Genomic DNA, 21,307 nt, shown 5'->3' on the forward strand with positions numbered 1-21,307 from the left:
GGAAACAAACAATCACCTTAGTTCAGTTGATATATCTCGTCCTTGAAATACGAATATGTATAGGTTTGTCAGTAAATTGCCTATAATAGTTGGTTCTTTGAAGAAGCCACAAAAATGGAATGGAGTATGGATTCAAATAATGGATCCAACCAAACAGTTCCCTCTATTCGAAATTGAGGCTAAGCAAATGTAAGATATTTTTTGCGGCGCTTGTAGTTGTCCAATTAAAGAACGGACATGAAATCATTCGATAGCTGAAAAGTTCGCATTGCTAACACCTCTGATGTTAGCTTATAAGGTCGGAAAATTAAGCTTTTTTCATTAATGTGATAGTTGATTTGAGGCTCTAAGGATTTCGCATTTGTACTTCTTCTTACAAGTATTTAAATTGGAGCTGTAATGAAAAATGTTGTAAGCATTGAAGGAACGCCGGTATTTCCTGTCGTGTCTTTATTCTCAGGCGCAATGGGTCTTGATCTAGGGCTTATAGATGCAGGATTGCATGTTGCGGTGTCACAAGACTATGATAAGTGGTGCGTAGAAACCATTCGTAAGAATGGGCATGTAGCAGTAGAAGGGGATATCCGTGATTTACTTCAAGCTGATCCATCGTGTAATTTTCTACTAAAACCTGGAAAATTAAAAAAAGATTCTGTTTTTGCTGTTGTTGGTGGACCACCTTGCCAATCTTTCTCAACCGCAGGAAAACGTCTCGGTGTTCAAGATGAACGTGGAATGCTATATAACCAGTTTATTCAGGTCGTTAAAACTATAAAGCCACGTTTCTTTGTTATGGAAAACGTTAAAGGCTTAGCGTCTATGCCATCAGATCCTGAAGATAAAAACTCGCCGCCCCTTATATCGCATATCTTGGCGAAGTTTAAAGAGCTAGGCTACCACACAGTGCATGGTGTTCTTGATGCCGTACATTATGGGACACCTCAGTTTAGAGAACGATTAGTAATAATTGGTAGCAGAGATAATGAAGCCGTTTTCCTTCCATCTCCAACGCATTTCCATATGCACCAAATGGCTGAAATGCGATGGAGAACATTATTTGACGCAATTGGTAATCTTAATGATGCTGGGCCGCACGGGAATTTTTCATCGTCTATTAACGAGTACCTAAAATTAGTTCCCGAAGGAGGTAATTGGCGATCACTGCCTCCCGACATAGCGAAGGCAGCAATGGGTGGCGCGTACGAATCAGGCGGAGGAAAAGTAGGGTTTTATCGCCGTTTGTCTTACTCAGAACCATCCCCGACCCTAGTAACTAGTCCCAACCAAAAAGCAACATTGCTTTGCCATCCCCGTGAAACTCGTCCATTATCCGTTCGAGAGTATGCACGCATTCAACAGTTCCCTGACTCGTGGGTTTTTGAAGGAAAAGCAACTGACTGTTACCGTCAAATTGGTAATGCTGTACCTATTCCACTTGGCAGAGCAATCGGGCAAATGCTTATATCTGTCGCTTTGGGTAATTCAGAAATCCGGGTAAAAAGGATGCGTGGGACATCAGTTCACGACACAATGAGGCAAATGTCACAAGCCCTCTCTGGAAAGTAATAAAGTTAATTTGCTCAGTCAACTCAAGAGATATTCATGACTATTGATACAAAACTTTTGGAAGATAAAATTGGTGAGCTTTTAGATATTTTCTATAGCAAACGTACTGTCGCATTAGATGATCTGAAACTCATCAACACTCTTAAAAGAAAGAATCCTTATCTCTATAAAGCAGTTGGAGTAGCTGATGCAAGTGAGATTGTTGAAGAAATTTTAAGAGCACACGTTTCTAGCTCAGATGAAACTTTATTTGGAAATGAGTTTTTTGAACCTCTAGCGAAATGGGTAGCTCAGCAGGCATTTCCAGTAGCAACTCACACGGTCAATACTTCAGATGGAGAGGGTGTTGATATTACGATTACAACATCTAGATCAGTAATGCCAATCGCAGTGAAGTCTGGTGTTAACGTTTTCAATGCTGATAGCAAGAAAAAGCAAGGCGAGAATTTTGCAGCTCTCAACAAGCGATTACTAAAGCTTGCATTGCATTTCGACCCTGTAGTCGGGTATTGCTATGGGCGGAAACAGCAGTCTGCTAGAAGCAAAGTAAACTTTAAGGAACTGGCTGGACAAGCATTCTGGGAGTTGATTACAAATGAATCGGATTTTTATTTAAGAATAGTGCAGATGATGGGTGAAAAACCTATTAATCATCGACCAGAATTTCAAGAATCTTTTGATAGAGCAAAGAATCGCTTCGCCAAAGAATTTCTAATCGATTTTTCTGGCGATGATGGGGCGATTAATTGGGCCAAACTTTTAGAGTTTAATAGTGGCGCGGCACGACCAAAGTCACCTAAACCTAAAAAATCTCAAAAATCTCAAGCATCATTACCTATCTAGATAACTCATCAGGAATTGAATAATTAACGCAATACGATGCGTTAGTTATTCAACAGAAACGCGATTTATAAACGCATAAATCGCATTCACTGCATTGTCTTTATGACGGTAGGTGAAATCGGCTGCCGAGCGCTTAGCAACGTGAATCTACCAGCTGCAAAGCTCACTGCTGCTGCCTTGCAAAAAACTCCCATATCATCTCCGCCCCATTCGGTGCCATCGGCGACGGCCCTAGCAGACGGGCGCGGCGGTAGTAGGGTTGTGGCAAGCCATGTCCACCGCCGTGGATGGCGACGAGTTCGACTTCGGTTTTGCCATCGTGCTTCCAGCTTATGCGTTCCACATCGACACCTGATATTGCGGTCGTCTGTGCCGTGGGTGCGGCGGTGATCTTGTTCAGGTCTGCGAAATATTGTGCTGATGCGCGGGCATTGAGTACGTCGCCGCATTTGTAGAACAGGCCTAGCAGGTTCACTTCGCCGCCGTTGTATGGGACCAGCGGGTCTTTGGTGCCGTTCATGATCATGACTGAGGTGCCGGTGCCAGCGGGCTTGCAGCGGAAGTTTTGGGGGACCTGCACGCTGGCGGATACGGCAGCTACGGCGCGGAAGCGGCTTGGGGATTCGAGGGCAAGGCGTAGTGACATGAAGCCGCCTGCGGAGACGCCGGTGGCGAATACGCGGGTCTTGTCTGTGCCGAGGTCGCTGATGAGTTTGTCGGTCAGGGCGTTGAGGAAGCCGACATCGTCGATGTCGCGGCCATTGACTTGGTAGTCGCCGATCTTGCCGCAATCATTCCAGTCAAAGCTGTAGGAGTCAGGGTAGGCGATGGCGAAGCCATGTTGGTCGGCGAGGCGTTCGAAGCCGTAGCCGGTTTCTACGCGTATGTCTTCTGCGCTCTGGCCTGAGCCGTGCATGACCAGCACCAGCGGTGCGCCTTTGGGCAGGTCGCGTGGCACATAGCTGATGTAGGTGCGCTTGATGCCGCCTGCCTGTATGCTGCCTTTTTGCACAGCGCCAGACAAGGCGGGGCGTACGGGTGCGGGGGAATAGATGAAGTAGGCGAACAGTGCGCCGCATAGCGCGATGAGGGTGAGCAGGCCCAGCAGGCTCCAGGCAAACCAGCGTAGTACTCTTTTCATTGCGCACTTTCAGTGGCTGGGCGAGTGAAGGGAAATCCCCATCCTTCGCCGGGTTGTACTACCTTTTATTTACCTGCCTAAAACATGCCTGAATAAGCACCCAAGCAGGCACCCAAATAAGCACCAAGCTCAGGGAGTGAGGAGACGTAACTGTACTAAGCAGTACTAAGCAGCTTGAAGCAGTACCAAAGTAGTACGAAGCACTACAGCGGTGTCACAGCAAGATCACGGTCTTGCGTGCTTCGTCGCGATGATGTCTTTGGCCGCTGCTGCGGTATGCTTCTCTGAATCTGGCCTCTTCGTTTCGCTTGATTTGGCACATTTAAATATGGCTCACTTAATGCAGCGAGCCATATCCTGATCTTACTGGAGTTGAGAGCCTGGTCAGTGGGTACTGTTCAGTAAAGGCTGGTCTTAGGACAGTTCACTTTGATTGATGATAATCCGTGATACCAGGCCATATTCCTTGGCTTCAGCAGCGCTCATCCAGAAATCACGGTCGATATCGGCAGTCACTTTTTCCAGTGTCTGGCCGGATTCTTTGGCGATCAGGGCGGCGATGCGTTCGCGTATCTTGACGATTTCACGGGCCTGGATGGCGATGTCGGTTGCCTGGCCGCCTATTCCGCCGCTGGGCTGGTGTATCAGGAAGCGGGTGTTTGGCAGGCAGACACGGCGCTCTTTGGGGACGGACAGGAAAACATTGACAGCAGCACTGCCTACCCAGCCTGTGCCGACAATATTCACCGGTGCATCGATGAACTTGATGATGTCATGGATAACATCGCCAGATTCGACATGGCCGCCGGGGGAAGATACCAGGATGGTGATGGGGTCTTTGGACTCTGCCGACAGGGCGATCAGGCGCTTGCTGACTTCAGCCGCCTGTTTGTCATTGATGGTGCCAAATACCAGCACGGTGCGGGATTTGAAGGCCTTTTCTTCGAGGAAAGGGCTGCGTTGTACTTCGTTGTTGTCTTTTTCGTCGGCCATGAAAGTCTTCTTAAGGTTGGACTGCTAGATATAGATGGTATTTTTTAAAATACAGGCTGGGTAAATGGCAGCTCAGGTGCTTTTTTTCAAGTAGGCTTCGGCCAGCCTGACCCAATAAGTTGCGCCTATGGGCAGCAAATCATCATTGAAGTCATAGCTGGGGTTGTGCAAGTTGCAAGGCCCGAGGCCGTGGCCCATGTCCCTGTGCCCACCATCGCCATTGCCCAAAAAGGCATAGCAACCCGGTTTGGCTTGCAGCATGAAGGAAAAATCTTCTGCGCCCATGGTGGGTTCTACCTGGTCATCGACCTTGTCTGAACCTACCACGCTGCGCATGACTTCTGCGGCAAAAGCGGTTTCTTTGGCATGGTTGATCAGGGGTGGGTAATTGCGCTTGAAGCGGAAATCCACCTGGGCATCAAAAGCCGCCGCCGTATGTTCGGCAATGGTGCGCATGCGTTTTTCGATGAGGTCTATCATTTCGGTGCTGAAGGCGCGTACCGTGCCTATCAGCGTCGCTTCATCCGGTATCACATTGGTGGCACTGCCAGAATGGATTTGCGTGACTGACAAGACGGCAGACTCCAGCGGGCTGGCATTGCGGCTGACGATGGTTTGCCAGCTCTGTGCCATTTGTACCGCAACCATGATAGGGTCTATGCCCTTGTGCGGCTGCGCCGCATGGGCACCCTTGCCCCTGACAATGACTTCAAATTCATTTGACGAGGCCATCATCGGGCCTGGTGTTACACCAAAAGTACCTACTGCAACGCCCGGCCAGTTATGCATGCCAAACACTGCATCCATAGGGTATTTGTCGAACATGCCTTCTTCTATCATGCGGCGCGCACCGCCACCGCCTTCTTCTGCAGGCTGGAAGATCAGATAGACGGTGCCATCAAATTCTTTATACTTGGACAGGTAATGCGCCGCTCCCAGCAGCATGGCTGTGTGGCCATCATGGCCGCAGGCATGCATTTTTCCATCGTGTTTTGAGGTATGGGCAAAGGTGTTGATTTCCTGCATGGGCAGGGCATCCATGTCGGCGCGCAAACCTATGGCACGTTCGCTAGTACCATTCTTGAGTACGCCGACTATGCCTGTGCCTGCCAGACCGCGGATGATGGGTATGCCCCAGGACTCCAGCTTTTGCGCGACAACTTCAGAAGTACGGTGTTCTTCAAAGCAAAGCTCAGGGTGGGCGTGGATATCACGCCGGATTTGCTGAATTTCGGCCTGGAATTGGACGATAGGGTCGATCAGATTCATTTTTTGTCTCCGGATTGCATTGCATCAATGCGCTGGCAATAAGTTACTGGCACATATGCACAAGCTATTCTTAGCAGGATGTTATCCTGTTGATAAGAAAAATGATAGCCAGCACGGTATCTCTGCCAAATCAGGCTCAATACCTGAATACCCGCTTACGTCATGTTTCTTCAGTATAGAGAAAGATACCAGATTCCGGGCAAACTGGTAGTGGTCCATCTGTGCCAGGATCGTATATACATAGTACAAAAACTGCTTTGACTAAACGCCTTGACCAGCTTACCTTACCAGCGCATTCCAGACATGGCACTCATGCCCGCGCCATAAATGGCCAGCATGCTTAGTATCAGGCCCAAGGGGCCAGACACCAGACTGCTCCACAGGCAGGTGATTGCGAGTGCCCTTTGCTTGCGCAACCGGGCAATGAGCGCCGCAGGCAGCGTGATCAAACCGAGGATGGCGGGCAACAAGAGTACGATCAGTGGGGTAGCGCGGCCACTGGCATCAAGCATGAAGAAAGAGATCGTCAGCAGCGCGATCAGATGCAGCAATATCAGTCTGGCGCGGGCGCTGCGCAGGCGTGTGGCCAGGTAAGAAAAATAAGCAGGGTAACTGAGGCCACCGAGCATGAGCATGCCAGGCACATTGCTGAGTTTAGTATGACTGATGTAGTCATACACCAAAGGTGGCAGTATCAGGACCAGCAGGATCAGGAAAAGATGCAGGGCAATACGCAATGCAATACGCTTGTTGATGGGCATGTAAGCTCAGTTTATACGGGTAGAGTCGCAGGCAAGGCCCGCAGCCTGCTTAGTGTAGCAGATGGTACAGTCTGCACGAGCCTGCGCACGAGTCTGCGCACGAGCCTGATATAAAGCCTGTAAAATTCGCTAAAAGACAGTAAAACAATATATACGCAATGCAGATACTCATGAAACTTTCATGCCGGAAAACCAGCCATGGGCCAGCCCATGCGGGTTCCCTGTATCTGCCGATAATCTCAAGGCAGGTCTGATACATGCCAGGGTTCATCTTGCGCCGCCTGCTGCAAAGCCTGGCAGTTTTGCTGCTCATGTCACTGCTGGTATTTGCTGGCGTGTATGCGATAGGCAATCCCATCGACATCCTGATCAGCCCTGAGGCAGACCAGGCAGAGCGCCTGCGTATCATCGCTGCCTTTGGCCTGGACCAGAGCCTGCCGCAGCAATATTGGCTATTTTTGAAAAATGCCCTGGCTGGTGACATGGGGCGCTCCTTCGCTTATGCGACACCCGCCCTGGGCCTGATCCTGGAACGCATGCCCGCCACACTGGAGCTGGCCGTATTTGCCATCTTGATTGCGATCTTGCTTGGCATACCGCTGGGTTTGCTGGCCGGCTTGCGGCCTGACAGTATTGCTGCAAAAAGTATCATGGCGGTATCGATACTGGGCTTCTCCCTGCCTACCTTCTGGGTAGGGCTGATGCTGATCATGGTGTTTGCCGTGCAACTGGGCTGGTTGCCTTCCAGCGGGCGTGGTGAGACGACGCTGTTGCTGGGCATACCTGTGAGTTTTTTGAGTATCGATGGTCTCAGGCATTTGCTCTTGCCTGCGCTGAACCTGGCACTTTTTAATATCGCCATGGTGATACGCCTGACGCGCTCTGGTGCGCAAGAAGCGCTGTTGCAAGACTATGTGCGCTTTGCCCGCGCCAAGGGTTTGCGCAATAGCCGCATCATCGGCGTGCATGTACTCAAGAATATCCTTATCCCTATTGTCACTGTGATCGCCTTGCAATTTGGTTCCATCATCGCCTTTGCGATAGTCACTGAATCGGTGTTCGCCTGGCCTGGCATGGGCAAACTCATCATTGATTCGATACGCGTGCTGGACAGGCCGGTCATCGTTGCCTACCTGCTGTTGATCGTCAGCCTGTTCATTCTCATCAATCTGGTGGTGGATGTGGTGTATTCATTGCTGGACCCGCGCGTGCGTTTGTCAGAAAGCCGGGGCTGATTTTATGACCGCGATGACTGAGGCAATCACTCCAAAAATTGAAACGCCCTTGCAGCGCTTCTTGCGCGACTTCTTTGCCAGCCGCATCGCCAGCCTGGGCAGTCTGGTTTTATTGCTGCTGGTCTTGCTTGCGATATTTGCACCACTGATCTCGCCGCAAAATCCTTATGACCTGATGGCGCTGGATGTCATGGATTCACGTCTGGAACCCGGCAAACTCTCTGCCGATGGTAAGCACACGTTTTTGCTAGGTACTGATGAGCAGGGCCGCGACATGTTGTCGGCCATCTTCTATGGCTTGCGTATTTCGCTCATCGTTGGTTTTTCCAGCACCGTGATTGCGCTGGCAATCGGGCTGAGTCTTGGCTTGCTGGCGGGTTATCTGGGGGGCCGTGTCGAAGCCATCATCATGCGTATTGCTGACATACAGTTATCTTTCCCTGCCATCCTGATCGCCATGATCTTGCTGGCGCTGACAGGGCAGGGCGTTGGCAAGATCATTATCGCGCTGGTGCTGGTTCAATGGGCTTACTATGCACGCACGGCCCGTAGTGCGGCACTAGTAGAAAGACAAAAAGAATATATAGAAGCCGCAGTTGGCCTGGGCTTGTCACCTGCACGCATTATCTGGCGTCACTTGCTGCCGAATTGTCTGCCGCCATTAATTGTCATTGCAGCTTTGCAGGTGGCATCAGCGATTTCGCTGGAAGCGACGCTCTCATTTTTGGGACTGGGTTTGCCAGTGACTGAACCCTCACTGGGTTTGCTGATCGCCAATGGCTATCAATACCTGTTGTCCGGCAAATACTGGATCAGTTTTTATCCCGGCCTGGCCTTGTTGCTGACGGTGGTATCCATCAATTTGGTGGCTGACCATTTGCGCGATGTCTTGAACCCGCGCTTGCAGACGCAATAGGTGGAACAAACATCATGACGATTGCAACTCTGGAAGTGCAAAACCTGCAGACTGAATTTGCCAGCCGTGCCGGTACTGTGCGTGCGGTGAATAATGTCAGCTTCAGCGTGCAGCCTGGGCAAATCATGGGCTTGGTCGGTGAATCCGGTTCTGGCAAATCCATGACGGCTTATTCCATCATGGGCCTGATCGATCCACCCGGCAAAGTCGCGGCAGGCAAGGTTTTATTCAAGGGACAGGACTTGCGCAGCCTGTCGGCAGAAGCCATGCGGCAAATTCGCGGCAACCGTATTGCCATGATATTCCAGGACCCGATGATGACCCTGAACCCGGTCTTGCGCATCGATACGCAAATGATGGAAACCATCTTTGCCCATCAGCAGGTCAGCCGTGAAAAAGCACGCGACATGGCACGCGCCGCCCTGGTCAAGGTTGGTATCCCCTCGCCAGATGAAAGGCTGCTGGCTTATCCGCACCAGTTTTCTGGCGGCATGCGGCAAAGGGTGGCAATCGCCATTGCACTTTTGAATGAGCCCGAACTGATTATCTGCGATGAACCAACTACCGCACTTGATGTGACCATACAGGGGCAGATCCTGTATGAAATGCAAAAGCTATGCCGTGAATCTGGTACCGCACTAATCTGGATTACCCATGACCTGTCGGTAGTGGCTGGGCTGGCTGATACTGTCGCCGTCATGTATGCAGGCAAGATAGTCGAGAGCGGCAGCGTGCAACAAGTACTGGAACAGGCTATGCATCCCTACACCCATGGCCTGATCGCTTCTTCACCATCACGCAACCTGCATGGCCAAAGCCTGCGCCAGATACCTGGGTCAACTCCATCCTTGTTGAACTTGCCGCAAGGCTGTGCATTCCGCTTGCGCTGTGAACGTGCCAGTGCGGTTTGTGAACAGGAGCCGGTGACCGAAAATCTTCAGGGCCACAGTGTATTGTGCTTCCATCCCATGCACGCAGTGACAGAGGTGACGCATGACTGATATCCGCCAGCCAGCCCTGCTGGAACTGCGCCAGGTCAGCAAGCGTTTTGCCAAACCTGTCGCACTGACTGAAAAGCTGACCCAGCTATTCGGTGCTGACAGCAAACAGCAAATTGTCCACGCCGTTGATCAGGTTGATTTGAATATGCAAGCGGGTGAAGTCGTCGGCCTGGTTGGTGAATCCGGCTGCGGCAAATCTACGCTCGGGCGCATGGCCGTGGGCCTGCATAGTTTGTCGGATGGTACCCGTTGGTGGCGTGGTGAAAACCTGGCAGACATGGACCAGGTCAAACGCAAGCAAATGCAACTGGCCGTGCAAATGATATTCCAGGACCCGTATGCCTCGCTGAACCCGCGCCTGCGTGTGCAAGACATCGTCGGTGAAGCTCCGGTCGTGCATGGCATCATCAAGGCTGCAGAGCAGCAGGAATATGTAGAACACCTGCTGCAAAAAGTAGGGCTGGACCCGGCTGTGCTAAAGCGCTTCCCGCACCAGTTTTCTGGTGGCCAGCGTGCCCGTGTTGGCATCGCCAGAGCATTGGCCGTCAAGCCTGAACTGCTGGTGTGCGATGAAGCTGTAGCGGCGCTGGATGTGTCGATACAGGCGCAAGTTTTGAACCTGTTCATCAAACTGCGCGATGAACTGAACCTGACTTATCTGTTCATCAGCCATGACCTTGGCGTCGTCAGGCATGTGTCTGACCGTGTACTCATCATGTACCTGGGCCGCGTGGTTGAATCCGCCGCGACGACAGAAATTTTTGAACGACCTAACCATCCCTACACGCAAGCCTTGCTGGCATCCGCCCCGAGGCTGGAAGTGCGCAAGATGGAATACATCGCCATCAAGGGTGAAATTCCTTCCCCGCTAAATCCACCGACTGGCTGTCACTTTCATCCACGCTGCCCGCATGCGATGCCGAGGTGCGTGACAGAACAGCCCCTGCTCAGGGAAGTGGCTCCGTCGCATTTTTCAGCTTGCCATTTAAATACCTGAGTAAATTATGACACTACAAAGAATAGTGCTTGATGGTACTGAGTTTCAAGGTAAAGAAAAGCTTGAGAAACTTATTGAGGGCTGTGCTTTGCTGGACGCAGGGATAGTTAAACAGCGATTTGAATCAGTTGCTGATATCTTGCTGGCAAATGTCAGTAAATTGGATTTGCATGAAGACGAAGAGCATTTGTCTGCCTTTGCCAGGTGCATAGCATGTGAAATTATCTCAAATGAAGCCCGATTACGGCATTATGGAGGGGCATGTTGGAAACCTTCCGCATATAGAAATTTCCCTCCATTTTATAAGAAGAGTGAAGAGCCAATTTTTCCATGGTCTAAGAAACTTTCACGGGACGAACAAGGATTAATACTTGCCAGTATGCTGACATATGCTTTAAAAGACGATCCCAAGTTTGAAGCAGATGCGCTAGCCATGCTTTTGTATATTTCCTCCATCTGAGATTTAGCAGCCTTAATGAGTATAATTAATCGCTCAATTTTCTTCTCATTCAATTGTTTAAATCATCGCCGTACTCAAGAAGTTGAGTCATCGCATTTTTCAGTTTGTCATTTAAATACCTGATTGTTATCTTTTGGCGTTTGATCTACTCATGAGTCACAGGAATGGTTGATGCGCTGTTTGACAAATGATAAAGCCGGAGAGTCGAATGCCTGAACAAAAATGCCCTGCATGTGGTTTCGCCGTCTTTAACCGGCGCTACGCCAAATGCGAAAAGTGCGGCATTGCCCTCCCTGAAACTATCGTCATGTCCAGGCAAGAATTGCGCGATATCCGTGAACGTGAACGGCAAGAAGAAGAGGCCGCCGCAGAGTTAAAGAGACAACAGGCTAGGCGTTCTGCAAACCAGTCAGGCAATGACAATGACTTTGATTTTGACGTCGATAATCTGGCTGGTGCTGATGATGGTTCGGCCTGAAACATGCACAGTCTGCGCATATTTCAGGCGTCATGTTTTCGAGCTCAGTGTGGATACTCTGAAGGAGTAACACTGTCTATATAAATCACGGCATCATAGGCTTTGGCTGGAGTAATCGCCTCTGGCGTCATACCCCAATAGCGTGCATAGCCTGGCGCGAACATCCAGCTATTACTGGCATCTGGTTTTGCTAGTGAAAAATCAACAAAGCTCATCTTCAGACGGCCATTCGCGAGTATGCTTTCCATGCTGCCTGCTGGTGGTGCAGCAATTTCAGTATAGCTTTCCTTGCCATAGCTACCCAGAACACCGCGGCCCATATACAGACCTATGGTATATATTTCTTTACGGCGTTTTTCTGCCATCCATACCCCCATGGTTTTTGCATGGGCTTTGTCTGCCCAGTCATTGGCGATATGAAAATTATGGGCCCAGACGATGATTTTCTTTTGTGGATAGACAATGTCCGCCAGGAAGTTTAGGTTCTCTGCCATGCGCTGGTCGCGCTTCTCAATCGATTCATTGCTCATGGAGGAAGAAGCCAGTTGCTGGCTAAAGCTTACCCTTGATCTGGCTTCCTGTATCGTCATATCTACCATGTATGCTGGAAACTGCTTTGCCAGTGTTGTGCGGTTCTTTAACAGGGTATCGGCGATGAGCTTATAGTGCTCAGGCAATTCGCTTGCTGCAGTCACCGGTATTTGCTTGTTGAGCAGGGCATTCAATTTTTCTTCTATGCCATCCACTTGCCCGGCCAAGGCTGGGTCTATCGTCTGCAGCATGGACTTGAATCTGGCGATGATGTTTTGATGTCCCAGATATCCACTGTCCTGATTATCAAATCCAGCAAGTATCAGGCGAGGTTTGCCTGCCGTACCCTGCTTCAGGTAATTGAACAAGTCCAGGGTTTCATCGGTACCGATAGTGCCAAACTGGCTGCTGCGCATGGCTTCAAGAGCAGACGTTTTATCGAGATTGACATAGGCTGCATCGGCCGCAGTCATTGATGCTTCCATGGCGATGAGTTCAAATCCCATTTCCTGATGCAGGAATTTGATCAGGCGGGTTTTCATCCAGTTGAACTCGGCGATACCATGGGCGCTTTCACCGAGTTGAACGATGCGCTTGTCTTTCAGCAGGGGTTTCAGGAATTGCAGGTCGCTGAAGTCATCGCTAAAAAGTGAGCGCAGGCTGTGGGCATTTTTTTGTATGCCTACTTGCCACGCGGGTTGTATGGTTGGGATCAGTCCGGCAGGCAGGGCAAGGCTCTGATCATCCAGCAATTGCATGAACTTTTGTGGACGCGCGGGCTTCTTTATTTCCGCGATATCAGGCACCGCAATACTTTCATCGACCTCCAGTTTTATATCATCAAACCAGGCCGTACCTTCGCCCACCAGGCCGACACCAAAATGAACAAACGCTGCATTGGCGGCCACTGGCACTTTAATCTCAAAGCGTTGCCAGTCCATGCTGCCAGTAGGGCCACGCTTGGCCAGCATGGCCTCTGCCACGGCTTTCTTTAATTTGCCATCAACCTGAAACAAGAGTTCAGCGCGGCCATTGTTGACATCTCTGGTTTTGATCCAGCCAGACAAGCGCAAAGGATGTCCACCTATCGTGCTGGCGACCAGCGTTTGCCCTATGGCTGTCATCGCCCCTTTAGGGGTCTTTGCATTGCTTTCAATCTTGACTGAACATTTGCCCTCTTTCGCCAGTTCACAGTCGGCGCTGACGGTATGCGCTTCCATCAACATTTTCCAGCCAGACGGCAGGCTTGGCCCTGCTTGCCATTCTTCAAAACCAAGATTGCGTGTTGCCAGATCTGCCGCTCCAGCCATGGTGACCACGCAGGAAGAGGCGAGCGCCAGGGCTATATAAACAAAAGGTTTGCCGGATTGCTGGAGCAGGGAGTGCAGGCGTAAAAATGACATGGATGGAGTTGAGTGTAGTCTGCCAGAGAGAGGAAAAATCTTTTTGATAAGAAAGATTTCATTATTGCCATTATATGCCGGAGTAATGAATGACCAGACTGGAATAATTATGCAAATTACATTTCCCGGTTACTGTGATGCCAGACTCGGGCTACATTCAGGCGACAGTCAGACGATAATCAGACGATAATCAGACGACAGCGAGGCAGACATATGCGAAAACCATGGGTAAGGTGAGAGATATCTGAAACAGTGATAACGATTATGTCAAAAATAAAGAAGACTTATTTGCTGCGGTGCGATAAAGTAGTACCTGTCTCCTCCAACACCTCCTAAGGTTTGGATTTAACCCGCAACCGCAAGGTCGCGGGTTTTTTTTTGCCTTCAGATCAACTGACTCTGGAAATGAATTGGTTTGAATAATTCAATTCTGGCAGGAAATAGTTTTAGTCTGCTTGATATGTGTTTTATGAATGATTGATATGTGAAAATAGATCTTGGTGAATTTGTTGCGCTGCGATATAGTTACACCTGTCTCCTCCAACACCTCCTAAGGTTTGGATTTAAACCCGCAAACTTTGCGGGTTTTTTTTCGCCTTTTTTATCCATCCTTCTTAGCACAACTGGTGAACTATCTGCCCTCGCCTTGTATGGTCAGGGTATTGATTTGTTAGAATGATATGATTACTGTCATGTCACTTCCCTTTCAGAACTTCATGCACTTGAAACGCCAACTCATCTCCCGCACCCTCATTTGTCTGACGCTGTCTGCGCACTGCTTGTTTGCCGAGGCGGCACAGCCAGACAAATCTGAACAGGCAGCAACTTCACAAGCAGTAGTAGTGACTAAAGAAATGCGAGCTGCATTGCAGCAGTTTGTCAGCCACTATGCCGGCAATGCAAAAGCCAAGCCTCAGCATATTTATATCGCGAGCGTCAAAACCGAGACCGGTGAAAATGCTTTGTATGCTTACTGGAAAGAGGACCAGTCCATCCTCCTCATGAATTTCTTTGCGCAAGCGGTGGAAGAAGAGGGCTTATCGTGGTTGCATCATAAAGCCAGGGTAGATTTAAAAACCGATGTTGTCGCCACCGAAGCAGAGATGAGTGGCAGTAACTACCTCGTCACCAGGGCGTGGGCCGACAATATCATCCAGGCTTGTCGCGAGCGCGGGCAAGTTCTGGTGTTCAAGGCTATGCCTCGTCGCAACAAATCAGCATTGAAGCGGCATTGATAGCATCCAAATGCTGGATATGCCTCAGCTGTTTTGCACACAGAATGTCAGTTTGAGTATTCACTCTAGAGATGGATAAAACATAACTGGTATCTATGCTGTGGCTTTGTTTACCTAAGAGAAAAATTCAGTGGTATTTGTTACTGTAAAGATATTCAAAATATGTATACCTGATATATGGATAATAAAGCATACAGATATGCTGCACCGCATTAAAGTAACACCTGTCTCCTCCAACACCTCCTAAGGTTTGGATTTAAGCCCGCGAATAGCGGGCTATTTTTTTGCCTGGAAACTTTAGAAATCAGCTCAGTGATTTATTCAGCGATATGTATATGTCGCTTGATATGCTTGAGGTGGGCAACAATGGTGAAGGTCATGATGACCAACAAGGACCACGAACTCCATTTGCCCACATGCACAGTGGACCAGGCACCCAGTTGATTGGGGTAACGCCAGATACCAAAGAAGGTGCCCATATTTTCTGCCAGCCAGATAAAGAAACCTATCAGCACAAAAGAAAGCAGCAAAGGCATGCTGCGGTCACGGTCGAGCGGGCGAAATACTACTGACGAGCGCGCATACAAGCCCAGCGCACAGGCCGCCAGATACCAGCGATAGTCACCGATATAGTGGTGAGTGAAAAAATTCAGGTAAATCAGTATGCCTATCAGGCCAGCCATCCAGTAAGGCGGATGATGGCGTATGCGCAAATCAAACAGGCGCCAGGCCTGGATGATGTAACTGCCTATGCTGGCATACATGAAACCGCTGAACAGTGGCACCCCCCATAGCTTGGTATAGCCAAATTCAGGATAAGCCCAGCTCTGTATCTGGCCCGAAACCTTGAACACCTCCAGCGCAAAACCTACCATATGGAACAGGGTTACGGCCTTCAGTTCATCGACAGTTTCCAGCTTGCTCCAGACCATGCCACCCTGTATCAGCAGCGCAATCACAAACAGCACATCGTAACGCGGCAAGCCAAACAGTCCCGCCCTCGGCACGATCAGTATCGACGCAAAAAACAGGCCGACAAACAGGCAGGCACGCGCCTCCTTGATACCGAAATACCAGAACTCCAGTAAAAAACGGCGGAAACCTGCCAGGTTTTCAGGCTGGGGAGGCTGGATGAGGAATTGGTCTATGGATTGCAGGCGCATGGGCTGCATTGTAACAAGCCTGCCGCGCTTGTCGGCATGAAGATGAGATGCTTGCTTTTGTTACAGGGCGCTTACACAGCATTTAATGAGCACTTATTTGCGCACCTATTTGAACACTTATTGCTTGTTGCGAAAAAGACTATGTTGTTTAATTGATGCGTAATAGAACATATACTAAAAGCAGTATATCTAAGCTTGAAAAATTGCTGACAATCGTAGACGAATTTGAAAAATGATTTAGTGCAAATGCAAAGATGGCACGTCACTTGCATTCGCCATCTACCTCAAGCAGAACGACGAAAGCCAGGACCAGCACGTCCTGAACAGCATGTACCCGGAGAATGAAAGTATGACGCAGTCCAGTAAGCCTTCCAGTGAATATCCCCGCGACCTCATAGGCTATGGCCGCCATGTCCCGCATGCGCAATGGCCGGGCCAGGCCAGGATAGCCCTGCAATTTGTCCTGAATTATGAAGAAGGTGGCGAAAACTGTGTGCTGCATGGCGACCGTGCGTCTGAGCAGTTTTTATCCGAGATCGTTGGTGCAGCAGCTTATGAAGCGCGCCATATGTCGATGGAATCCATCTATGAATATGGCTCCCGCGCTGGTGTCTGGCGCATCTTGCGTGAATTTGAAAAACGCCAGTTGCCGCTGACCGTGTTTGGTGTCGCCATGGCCTTGCAGCGCCATCCCGAGCTGACGCAGGCTTTCGGTGAACTCGGCCATGAAATCGCCTGCCATGGCCTGCGCTGGATACATTATCAAGGCCTGGATGAAGCCCTGGAGCGTGAACACATGCAGCAAGCCGTGCAAATCATGCGCGAGCTGACTGGCAAAGCACCGCTGGGCTGGTATACCGGGCGTGATTCACCGAATACCCGCAAACTAGTGGTGGAGCATGGCGGCTTTGCCTATGATGCCGATTACTATGGTGATGACCTGCCTTTCTGGACGCAAGTGACGACCAGCGATGGTCAGCAGCATCCACATCTGATCGTGCCCTATACCCTGGACAGCAATGACATGCGCTTCGCCACGCCCCAGGGTTTTAATACCGGCGAGCATTTCTATGATTACCTCAAAGACAGTTTCGACCTCTTGTATGCCGAAGGTGATCCTGAGGGCGACAATGCACCAAAAATGCTATCCATAGGCATGCATTGCCGCTTGCTGGGGCGGCCCGGGCGTTTCCGCGCCTTCCAGCGCTTTCTGGATTATGTGCAATCGCATGACAAGGTCTGGGTCTGCCGCCGTATCGATATCGCAGAACACTGGAAACAAGTCCACCCCTATGTTGTTAAATAAATGCAGCGCCTGCTGACTGGCCGGATGCACCCAAACCCTGCCTGAACTTGATTGAGCTGACAAAGTTTGATTTGCCACCACGCTGAAAAAAATCGTTGTTAAACCTGAGAGAAGGAAGAAAAGATGAAAATGCAGATGAAATTCATAGTTTTGGCGGTCGCTTCTTGTTTGTGCGCAGGTACTGCGCTGGCGCAATCCAGTGTCACCGTGCAAGGCCTGGTGGATTTGTCGGTAGGCTCGGTCAAAATGAGTGGTGACAAGGCTAGCACGGCTGCCATTACACCCGGTGGCATGACCACGTCCTGGTTTGGTTTCAAAGGGGTAGAAGACCTCGGTGGTGGCCTCAAGGCAGAATTTGCACTGACAGCCTTCCTGCGCCCTGATACCGGTGAGTCAGGCCGTTTTGGTGGCGATACCCTGTTTTCTCGCGATGCCAATGTTGCCTTGTCCGGCAGCTTTGGCCGTGTCTCGCTGGGGCGCGACCTGGCACCGAGCTTCTTGCCTGTGGTGATTTTCAATCCCTTTGGTGATTCCTTTGACGTTTCGCCTCTGGTGCTGCATTGGTATGTACCATCTGGTGGCTTTGCTTCACGCACCTGGGCCAACTCAGCCGCAGGCGATTCAGGCTGGAGCAATGAAATCATTTACAGCACCCCCAATTTCTCAGGCTTTAGCGCCAATATGCATTACCAGTTTGGTGAAAAAGCCGGTGATACCGGCACGCGCAACATAGGTCTGAATGCCTTGTACTTCAACGGCCCGCTGGCGCTGAGTGCCTTCTACCAAAAAGTGCAGGTATCAAATCCCCTGGGTGGTTCAGCGATTGTTGATGCCACATCTGCACCTGTGAATTTTGCTTCAATCAATAACCAGACCGCTTACTTTGTTGGTGCCAGTTATGACCTGACAGCCGCCAAGCTGTATGCGACTTATACTTCCAGCAAAAACGACAATGCCGCCGGCAAGCAGATGGATGACAAGATTTATAGCCTGGGCGCCAAGATACCCGCAGGTGGTGGCGACATCCTGCTGGCCTATGCAAACACCAAACGCAATGGCACGCTGACCGCCAACACAGAATACAAGCGCGACACCCTGTCGGCAGGCTATGACTACAACCTGTCCAAGCGTACCGACGTCTATGCAGTGCTGATGAGCGACAAGATCAGCACGGCGGATCGTGCTACCAGTGTCATTGCTGGCATACGCCACAGATTCTGACTTGCTTAAGCTGACGAAAAAACCGTATATTGAAAGATTTGCGGTTTTTTTCTATTCTGCTGTCACAAATTGAAGGGCTATTTCGTCTTATCATCATGAACCTACCGGACGCCACCATGATGAACCGCCTGCAAAGCTTTACTGACCATAGACCCCGCCTGTTTGGCATTGCCTACCGCATGCTGGCGTCCCGGGCTGAGGCTGAAGACCTGGTGCAAAACACCTATCTGCGCTGGCATGCGCTCAGCGATGAAGAGTTACTGCAAATCCGTGAACCCCAGGCCTGGCTGGTGACTGTCATCAGCCGTCTTTGCATCGATAGATTGCGTGTGCTCAAGCGCGAGCGCGAAAACTATACCGGCCCGTGGTTGCCAGAACCCGTGATAGAAGTCGATGAGCAGACGCCAGAACTGATGGCAGAATTCAGCAGCGATGTTTCGCTAGCGTTTTTGACCATGCTGGAACGATTATCGGCAGAAGAACGCGCCGCTTTTCTTTTGTACCAAGTATTCGATGTCGATTATCCGGAAGTCGCAGGCATGCTGGGCAAGACGGCAGCCGCCTGCCGCCAGCTGGTACACCGCGCAAAAGAAAGGGTACTCCAGGAAAAACCGCGCTTCCAGGTCAGCCGTGATCATCACAGACAACTGCTGCAGCGTTTTAGTCTGGCGGCACAAAGCGGCAATTTAAAAGAACTCAGTGCCTTGTTTGCCGCCGATGCGCAAATGATAGGCGATGGCGGCGGCAAGATCGCCTCTGTCAACCGCATCCTGCATGGCGCAGCCCGCATTGCGCGCCTCTACCATGTCGTCGCCAGAACTTACCCACAACGCATGCAGTTTGTTGAAGTCAGTATCAATGGCGAGCCCGGCTTGCTGCGCTTTATCGATGGCAAATTGGATGCGACCATCTCCATCGTCAGCGATGGTGAAAAAATCCTTGATCTATACACCATACGCAATCCGGATAAATTGCAGGCTTATCAGGGGCTGAGCATACCTTTGAATAAGGAATGAGTCCTGATTCTCTGTAGGATCGGCTTCAGCCTCGAACAGCGGGCCTTGTCGATCATCTTGCCAGTGTCAGAGATTCGCGGCTGAAGCCGCTACTACGAGAGGAAAGTAAGTTGGCTTAATCAGGAATTTCTAAATATTTTTCAGTTACCTGTCACAAACCGGTTTTCTCCAGCGTCTTATAGATGAAGAAAGCAATTTCGCTGACTCATTCAAAAACTGGAGAATTATCATGACACTCAAACTCAATTTCCCTGGCCTGGCACCTGCCGCTTATCAAGCCCTTGCTGGCGTCAACACGGTGCTGGATGCCAGCAGCCTTGGCAAATCTCTCATTGACCTAGTGTTCTTGCGGGTATCTCAAATCAATGGCTGTGCCTTTTGCGTAGACAAGCATGCACATGACTTGCTCGAGCATGGCGACAATTTCCAGCGTCTCAACAGCCTCGTATGCTGGCGCGAAGCTCCTTGTTTCAGTGAAAAAGAAAGGGCTGCACTGGCCTGGAGCGAAGCCTTGACCAATATCGCAGGCAAACATGTCGATGAAGCGCTGCAACAGGAATTGCCAAAGCATTTCACTGAAAAAGAACTGGTAGATCTGGCATTTGTGATTGGCCTCATGAATGCGTGGAACCGCATTGCCATCGCCAGCGGAAAAAGTTTCAGCATGCGCTAATTCGTAGCAGTAGTCGTCAGTTAGGCCAGTGCAAGCTCAAGGATAAATATTGACATTTTTATAAAATTATTTATCCTTGGCGGTCTTGTATGACCTGAACAACTGCCTGACAGGATTATTCCCATGACTACAGTGCCTGAGTTGCCATTCCTCCAGATACTTCCGTATTTATTCTTGTATGCCGCCATCGCGGCAGCGTGGCTACCCACAATAGTTTTGGCCGGGCCTGTCAAAAATCTGGTACCCGATCACCTGCTTGCTGTAATGGCAGGAATACTGGCTTTGATCAGCGGCCTCATCTCACCTGTGGCAGCGGTGGTACTGCTGGTTCTGGCACTCTTGCTGTGGGCGAGCGTCAGGAATACTTTTCCACTTGCCTTGCGCATAGTCGCCGGCGTGCTGGCACTGCTGGTAGCGCTGTTACTGGCGATGCACAAAGTGCCCGGCTTTTACAATATCCTGTTGCTGGACAAAGTCAGGTTCAGCGATGATGCCATCCCGTTTACGCTGTATGCCAATTTTGATAAAGGCATGGCAGGTTATTTACTGCTGAGTCTGTTTTGTTCGCGTGCCAGCGGCTGGAAACAATTCCTGGCAGATGGCAAGCGCATTGCCCTGCCAGCCTTGCTGACGATCGCCGTCCTCACAGGGCTGGGCCTGGCGATGCAATTTTTCCGCTTTCTTCCCAAGCTGCCAGAATCAACCCTGCTCTTCTTTGCAGTGAACCTGGTGCTGACTTGCGTGGCAGAAGAGGCATTTTTCCGTGGTCTGATACAGGAAGCCATCTACCGTCTGGGTAACAAGCCAGCCTATGGCTATCTCGCGATAGCCGTATCTGCAGTCTTGTTTGGCCTGGCTCATCTGGGTGGTGGCACGCAATATGCTGCGCTGGCGACGGTTGCCGGGCTGGGTTATGCCATCATCTATCACCAGACCCGCAGACTGGAGTGGGTGATACTCACGCATGCGGCTTTTAATCTGTATCACTTCATCTTGTTCACCTATCCGAAGTTGGCCTGATGTTGGCTTAATTTTTTTTGCAGGCCATGACGTGTCGGTACAAATCCGTCGCACTGGTACAAGTATGAATTAACTGTCA

At 50.3% G+C, this 21,307-nt stretch carries 20 protein-coding genes; 14 read left to right on the forward strand and 6 right to left on the reverse strand.

Annotated features, from left to right (window positions below):
* Positions 1-399: 399 nt before the first annotated feature.
* Together ACO0LI_RS03345 and ACO0LI_RS03350 are read left to right on the forward strand one after the other, a co-directional pair.
* On the forward strand, positions 400-1,566 hold the full coding sequence (locus ACO0LI_RS03345; RefSeq protein ID WP_423030824.1) for a DNA cytosine methyltransferase: 1,167 nt from the start codon (positions 400-402) through the stop codon (positions 1,564-1,566).
* 36 nt (positions 1,567-1,602) lie between these two features.
* Positions 1,603-2,409, forward strand: coding sequence for a PmeII family type II restriction endonuclease (locus tag ACO0LI_RS03350; protein WP_423030826.1), 807 nt, complete (start codon positions 1,603-1,605; stop codon positions 2,407-2,409).
* 163 nt (positions 2,410-2,572) lie between these two features.
* On the opposite strand, the gene ACO0LI_RS03355 is transcribed toward ACO0LI_RS03350, so the two are convergent.
* The 4 genes from ACO0LI_RS03355 to ACO0LI_RS03370 all read right to left on the reverse strand — a co-directional run bounded on the left by ACO0LI_RS03355 (position 2,573) and on the right by ACO0LI_RS03370 (position 6,573).
* Positions 2,573-3,550 (reverse strand): alpha/beta hydrolase family esterase, encoded by a 978-nt coding sequence (locus ACO0LI_RS03355; RefSeq protein ID WP_423030828.1) that lies wholly within the window; start codon positions 3,548-3,550, stop codon positions 2,573-2,575.
* A 414-nt stretch (positions 3,551-3,964) separates the two neighbouring features.
* On the reverse strand, positions 3,965-4,543 hold the full coding sequence (locus ACO0LI_RS03360) for an ATP-dependent Clp protease proteolytic subunit (protein WP_423030830.1): 579 nt from the start codon (positions 4,541-4,543) through the stop codon (positions 3,965-3,967).
* A 72-nt stretch (positions 4,544-4,615) separates the two neighbouring features.
* Complete coding sequence (locus ACO0LI_RS03365) at positions 4,616-5,812, reverse strand: M20 aminoacylase family protein (protein ID WP_423030832.1); 1,197 nt, start codon at positions 5,810-5,812, stop codon at positions 4,616-4,618.
* Between the two features lie 284 nt (positions 5,813-6,096).
* The gene (locus ACO0LI_RS03370) at positions 6,097-6,573 is read right to left on the reverse strand and encodes a hypothetical protein (protein ID WP_423030834.1); all 477 of its coding nucleotides are present in this window, start codon (positions 6,571-6,573) and stop codon (positions 6,097-6,099) included.
* Between the two features lie 257 nt (positions 6,574-6,830).
* Here ACO0LI_RS03370 and ACO0LI_RS03375 point away from each other — a divergent pair, with 257 nt between their 5' ends.
* The 6 genes from ACO0LI_RS03375 (at position 6,831) to ACO0LI_RS03400 (ending at position 11,660) form a co-directional block, all read left to right on the forward strand.
* Positions 6,831-7,808: an ABC transporter permease gene (locus ACO0LI_RS03375; protein ID WP_423030836.1), complete on the forward strand. Its 978-nt coding sequence runs from the start codon at positions 6,831-6,833 to the stop codon at positions 7,806-7,808.
* Positions 7,809-7,812: 4 nt separating this feature from the next.
* A complete protein-coding gene (locus tag ACO0LI_RS03380; protein ID WP_423030838.1) occupies positions 7,813-8,724 on the forward strand; it encodes an ABC transporter permease in 912 nt (303 codons plus the stop codon).
* 14 nt (positions 8,725-8,738) lie between these two features.
* The gene (locus ACO0LI_RS03385) at positions 8,739-9,725 is read left to right on the forward strand and encodes an ABC transporter ATP-binding protein (RefSeq protein WP_423030840.1); all 987 of its coding nucleotides are present in this window, start codon (positions 8,739-8,741) and stop codon (positions 9,723-9,725) included.
* Positions 9,718-10,722, forward strand: a complete 1,005-nt coding sequence (locus ACO0LI_RS03390) for an ABC transporter ATP-binding protein (RefSeq protein ID WP_423030842.1) — start codon at positions 9,718-9,720, stop codon at positions 10,720-10,722. The genes ACO0LI_RS03385 and ACO0LI_RS03390 overlap by 8 nt, the downstream gene beginning before the upstream one ends.
* A gap of 7 nt (positions 10,723-10,729) precedes the next feature.
* On the forward strand, positions 10,730-11,182 hold the full coding sequence (locus ACO0LI_RS03395; protein WP_422954465.1) for a hypothetical protein: 453 nt from the start codon (positions 10,730-10,732) through the stop codon (positions 11,180-11,182).
* A 208-nt stretch (positions 11,183-11,390) separates the two neighbouring features.
* On the forward strand, positions 11,391-11,660 hold the full coding sequence (locus ACO0LI_RS03400) for a hypothetical protein (protein ID WP_422954466.1): 270 nt from the start codon (positions 11,391-11,393) through the stop codon (positions 11,658-11,660).
* Positions 11,661-11,704: 44 nt separating this feature from the next.
* On the opposite strand, the gene ACO0LI_RS03405 is transcribed toward ACO0LI_RS03400, so the two are convergent.
* Entirely contained in the window at positions 11,705-13,594 is a 1,890-nt protein-coding gene (locus tag ACO0LI_RS03405) for an erythromycin esterase family protein (RefSeq protein WP_423030844.1), read from the reverse strand.
* Positions 13,595-14,286: 692 nt separating this feature from the next.
* Here ACO0LI_RS03405 and ACO0LI_RS03410 point away from each other — a divergent pair.
* Positions 14,287-14,829, forward strand: a complete 543-nt coding sequence (locus ACO0LI_RS03410) for a hypothetical protein (RefSeq protein WP_423030846.1) — start codon at positions 14,287-14,289, stop codon at positions 14,827-14,829.
* Positions 14,830-15,146: 317 nt separating this feature from the next.
* Here ACO0LI_RS03410 and ACO0LI_RS03415 read toward each other — a convergent pair whose 3' ends face one another.
* A complete protein-coding gene (locus tag ACO0LI_RS03415) occupies positions 15,147-15,992 on the reverse strand; it encodes a DUF817 domain-containing protein (RefSeq protein ID WP_423030848.1) in 846 nt (281 codons plus the stop codon).
* Between the two features lie 349 nt (positions 15,993-16,341).
* Between ACO0LI_RS03415 and puuE the strand changes: the two genes are divergently transcribed.
* The 5 genes from puuE to ACO0LI_RS03440 all read left to right on the forward strand — a co-directional run bounded on the left by puuE (position 16,342) and on the right by ACO0LI_RS03440 (position 21,228).
* Positions 16,342-17,298, forward strand: a complete 957-nt coding sequence (puuE, locus tag ACO0LI_RS03420; RefSeq protein WP_423030850.1) for an allantoinase PuuE — start codon at positions 16,342-16,344, stop codon at positions 17,296-17,298.
* A 129-nt stretch (positions 17,299-17,427) separates the two neighbouring features.
* Positions 17,428-18,519, forward strand: coding sequence for a porin (locus ACO0LI_RS03425; RefSeq protein WP_422954473.1), 1,092 nt, complete (start codon positions 17,428-17,430; stop codon positions 18,517-18,519).
* A 95-nt stretch (positions 18,520-18,614) separates the two neighbouring features.
* Positions 18,615-19,535, forward strand: a complete 921-nt coding sequence (sigJ, locus tag ACO0LI_RS03430; RefSeq protein ID WP_423030852.1) for an RNA polymerase sigma factor SigJ — start codon at positions 18,615-18,617, stop codon at positions 19,533-19,535.
* Positions 19,536-19,764: 229 nt separating this feature from the next.
* Complete coding sequence (locus ACO0LI_RS03435) at positions 19,765-20,208, forward strand: carboxymuconolactone decarboxylase family protein (RefSeq protein WP_422949315.1); 444 nt, start codon at positions 19,765-19,767, stop codon at positions 20,206-20,208.
* 123 nt (positions 20,209-20,331) lie between these two features.
* Positions 20,332-21,228, forward strand: coding sequence for a lysostaphin resistance A-like protein (locus tag ACO0LI_RS03440; RefSeq protein WP_423030854.1), 897 nt, complete (start codon positions 20,332-20,334; stop codon positions 21,226-21,228).
* Positions 21,229-21,307: the final 79 nt, after the last annotated feature.

It is taken from the genome of Undibacterium sp. Tian12W (genome assembly GCF_049339405.1).
Lineage (GTDB): Bacteria > Pseudomonadota > Gammaproteobacteria > Burkholderiales > Burkholderiaceae_D > Undibacterium.

Excerpts from the sequence above, each read along its gene's own strand:
- ACO0LI_RS03395 (WP_422954465.1), top strand. The coding sequence starts at position 10,730 with ATGACACTACAAAGAATAGTGCTTGATGGTACTGAGTTTCAAGGTAAA.
- ACO0LI_RS03405 (WP_423030844.1), bottom strand. The coding sequence starts at position 13,594 with ATGTCATTTTTACGCCTGCACTCCCTGCTCCAGCAATCCGGCAAACCT.
- ACO0LI_RS03410 (WP_423030846.1), top strand. The coding sequence starts at position 14,287 with ATGTCACTTCCCTTTCAGAACTTCATGCACTTGAAACGCCAACTCATC.
- ACO0LI_RS03345 (WP_423030824.1), top strand. The coding sequence starts at position 400 with ATGAAAAATGTTGTAAGCATTGAAGGAACGCCGGTATTTCCTGTCGTG.
- ACO0LI_RS03370 (WP_423030834.1), bottom strand. The coding sequence starts at position 6,573 with ATGCCCATCAACAAGCGTATTGCATTGCGTATTGCCCTGCATCTTTTC.
- sigJ (WP_423030852.1), top strand. The coding sequence starts at position 18,615 with ATGAACCTACCGGACGCCACCATGATGAACCGCCTGCAAAGCTTTACT.
- ACO0LI_RS03390 (WP_423030842.1), top strand. The coding sequence starts at position 9,718 with ATGACTGATATCCGCCAGCCAGCCCTGCTGGAACTGCGCCAGGTCAGC.
- ACO0LI_RS03375 (WP_423030836.1), top strand. The coding sequence starts at position 6,831 with ATGCCAGGGTTCATCTTGCGCCGCCTGCTGCAAAGCCTGGCAGTTTTG.
- ACO0LI_RS03365 (WP_423030832.1), bottom strand. The coding sequence starts at position 5,812 with ATGAATCTGATCGACCCTATCGTCCAATTCCAGGCCGAAATTCAGCAA.
- ACO0LI_RS03425 (WP_422954473.1), top strand. The coding sequence starts at position 17,428 with ATGCAGATGAAATTCATAGTTTTGGCGGTCGCTTCTTGTTTGTGCGCA.
- ACO0LI_RS03440 (WP_423030854.1), top strand. The coding sequence starts at position 20,332 with ATGACTACAGTGCCTGAGTTGCCATTCCTCCAGATACTTCCGTATTTA.
- ACO0LI_RS03360 (WP_423030830.1), bottom strand. The coding sequence starts at position 4,543 with ATGGCCGACGAAAAAGACAACAACGAAGTACAACGCAGCCCTTTCCTC.
- ACO0LI_RS03415 (WP_423030848.1), bottom strand. The coding sequence starts at position 15,992 with ATGCGCCTGCAATCCATAGACCAATTCCTCATCCAGCCTCCCCAGCCT.
- ACO0LI_RS03380 (WP_423030838.1), top strand. The coding sequence starts at position 7,813 with ATGACCGCGATGACTGAGGCAATCACTCCAAAAATTGAAACGCCCTTG.
- puuE (WP_423030850.1), top strand. The coding sequence starts at position 16,342 with ATGACGCAGTCCAGTAAGCCTTCCAGTGAATATCCCCGCGACCTCATA.
- ACO0LI_RS03355 (WP_423030828.1), bottom strand. The coding sequence starts at position 3,550 with ATGAAAAGAGTACTACGCTGGTTTGCCTGGAGCCTGCTGGGCCTGCTC.
- ACO0LI_RS03385 (WP_423030840.1), top strand. The coding sequence starts at position 8,739 with ATGACGATTGCAACTCTGGAAGTGCAAAACCTGCAGACTGAATTTGCC.
- ACO0LI_RS03400 (WP_422954466.1), top strand. The coding sequence starts at position 11,391 with ATGCCTGAACAAAAATGCCCTGCATGTGGTTTCGCCGTCTTTAACCGG.
- ACO0LI_RS03435 (WP_422949315.1), top strand. The coding sequence starts at position 19,765 with ATGACACTCAAACTCAATTTCCCTGGCCTGGCACCTGCCGCTTATCAA.
- ACO0LI_RS03350 (WP_423030826.1), top strand. The coding sequence starts at position 1,603 with ATGACTATTGATACAAAACTTTTGGAAGATAAAATTGGTGAGCTTTTA.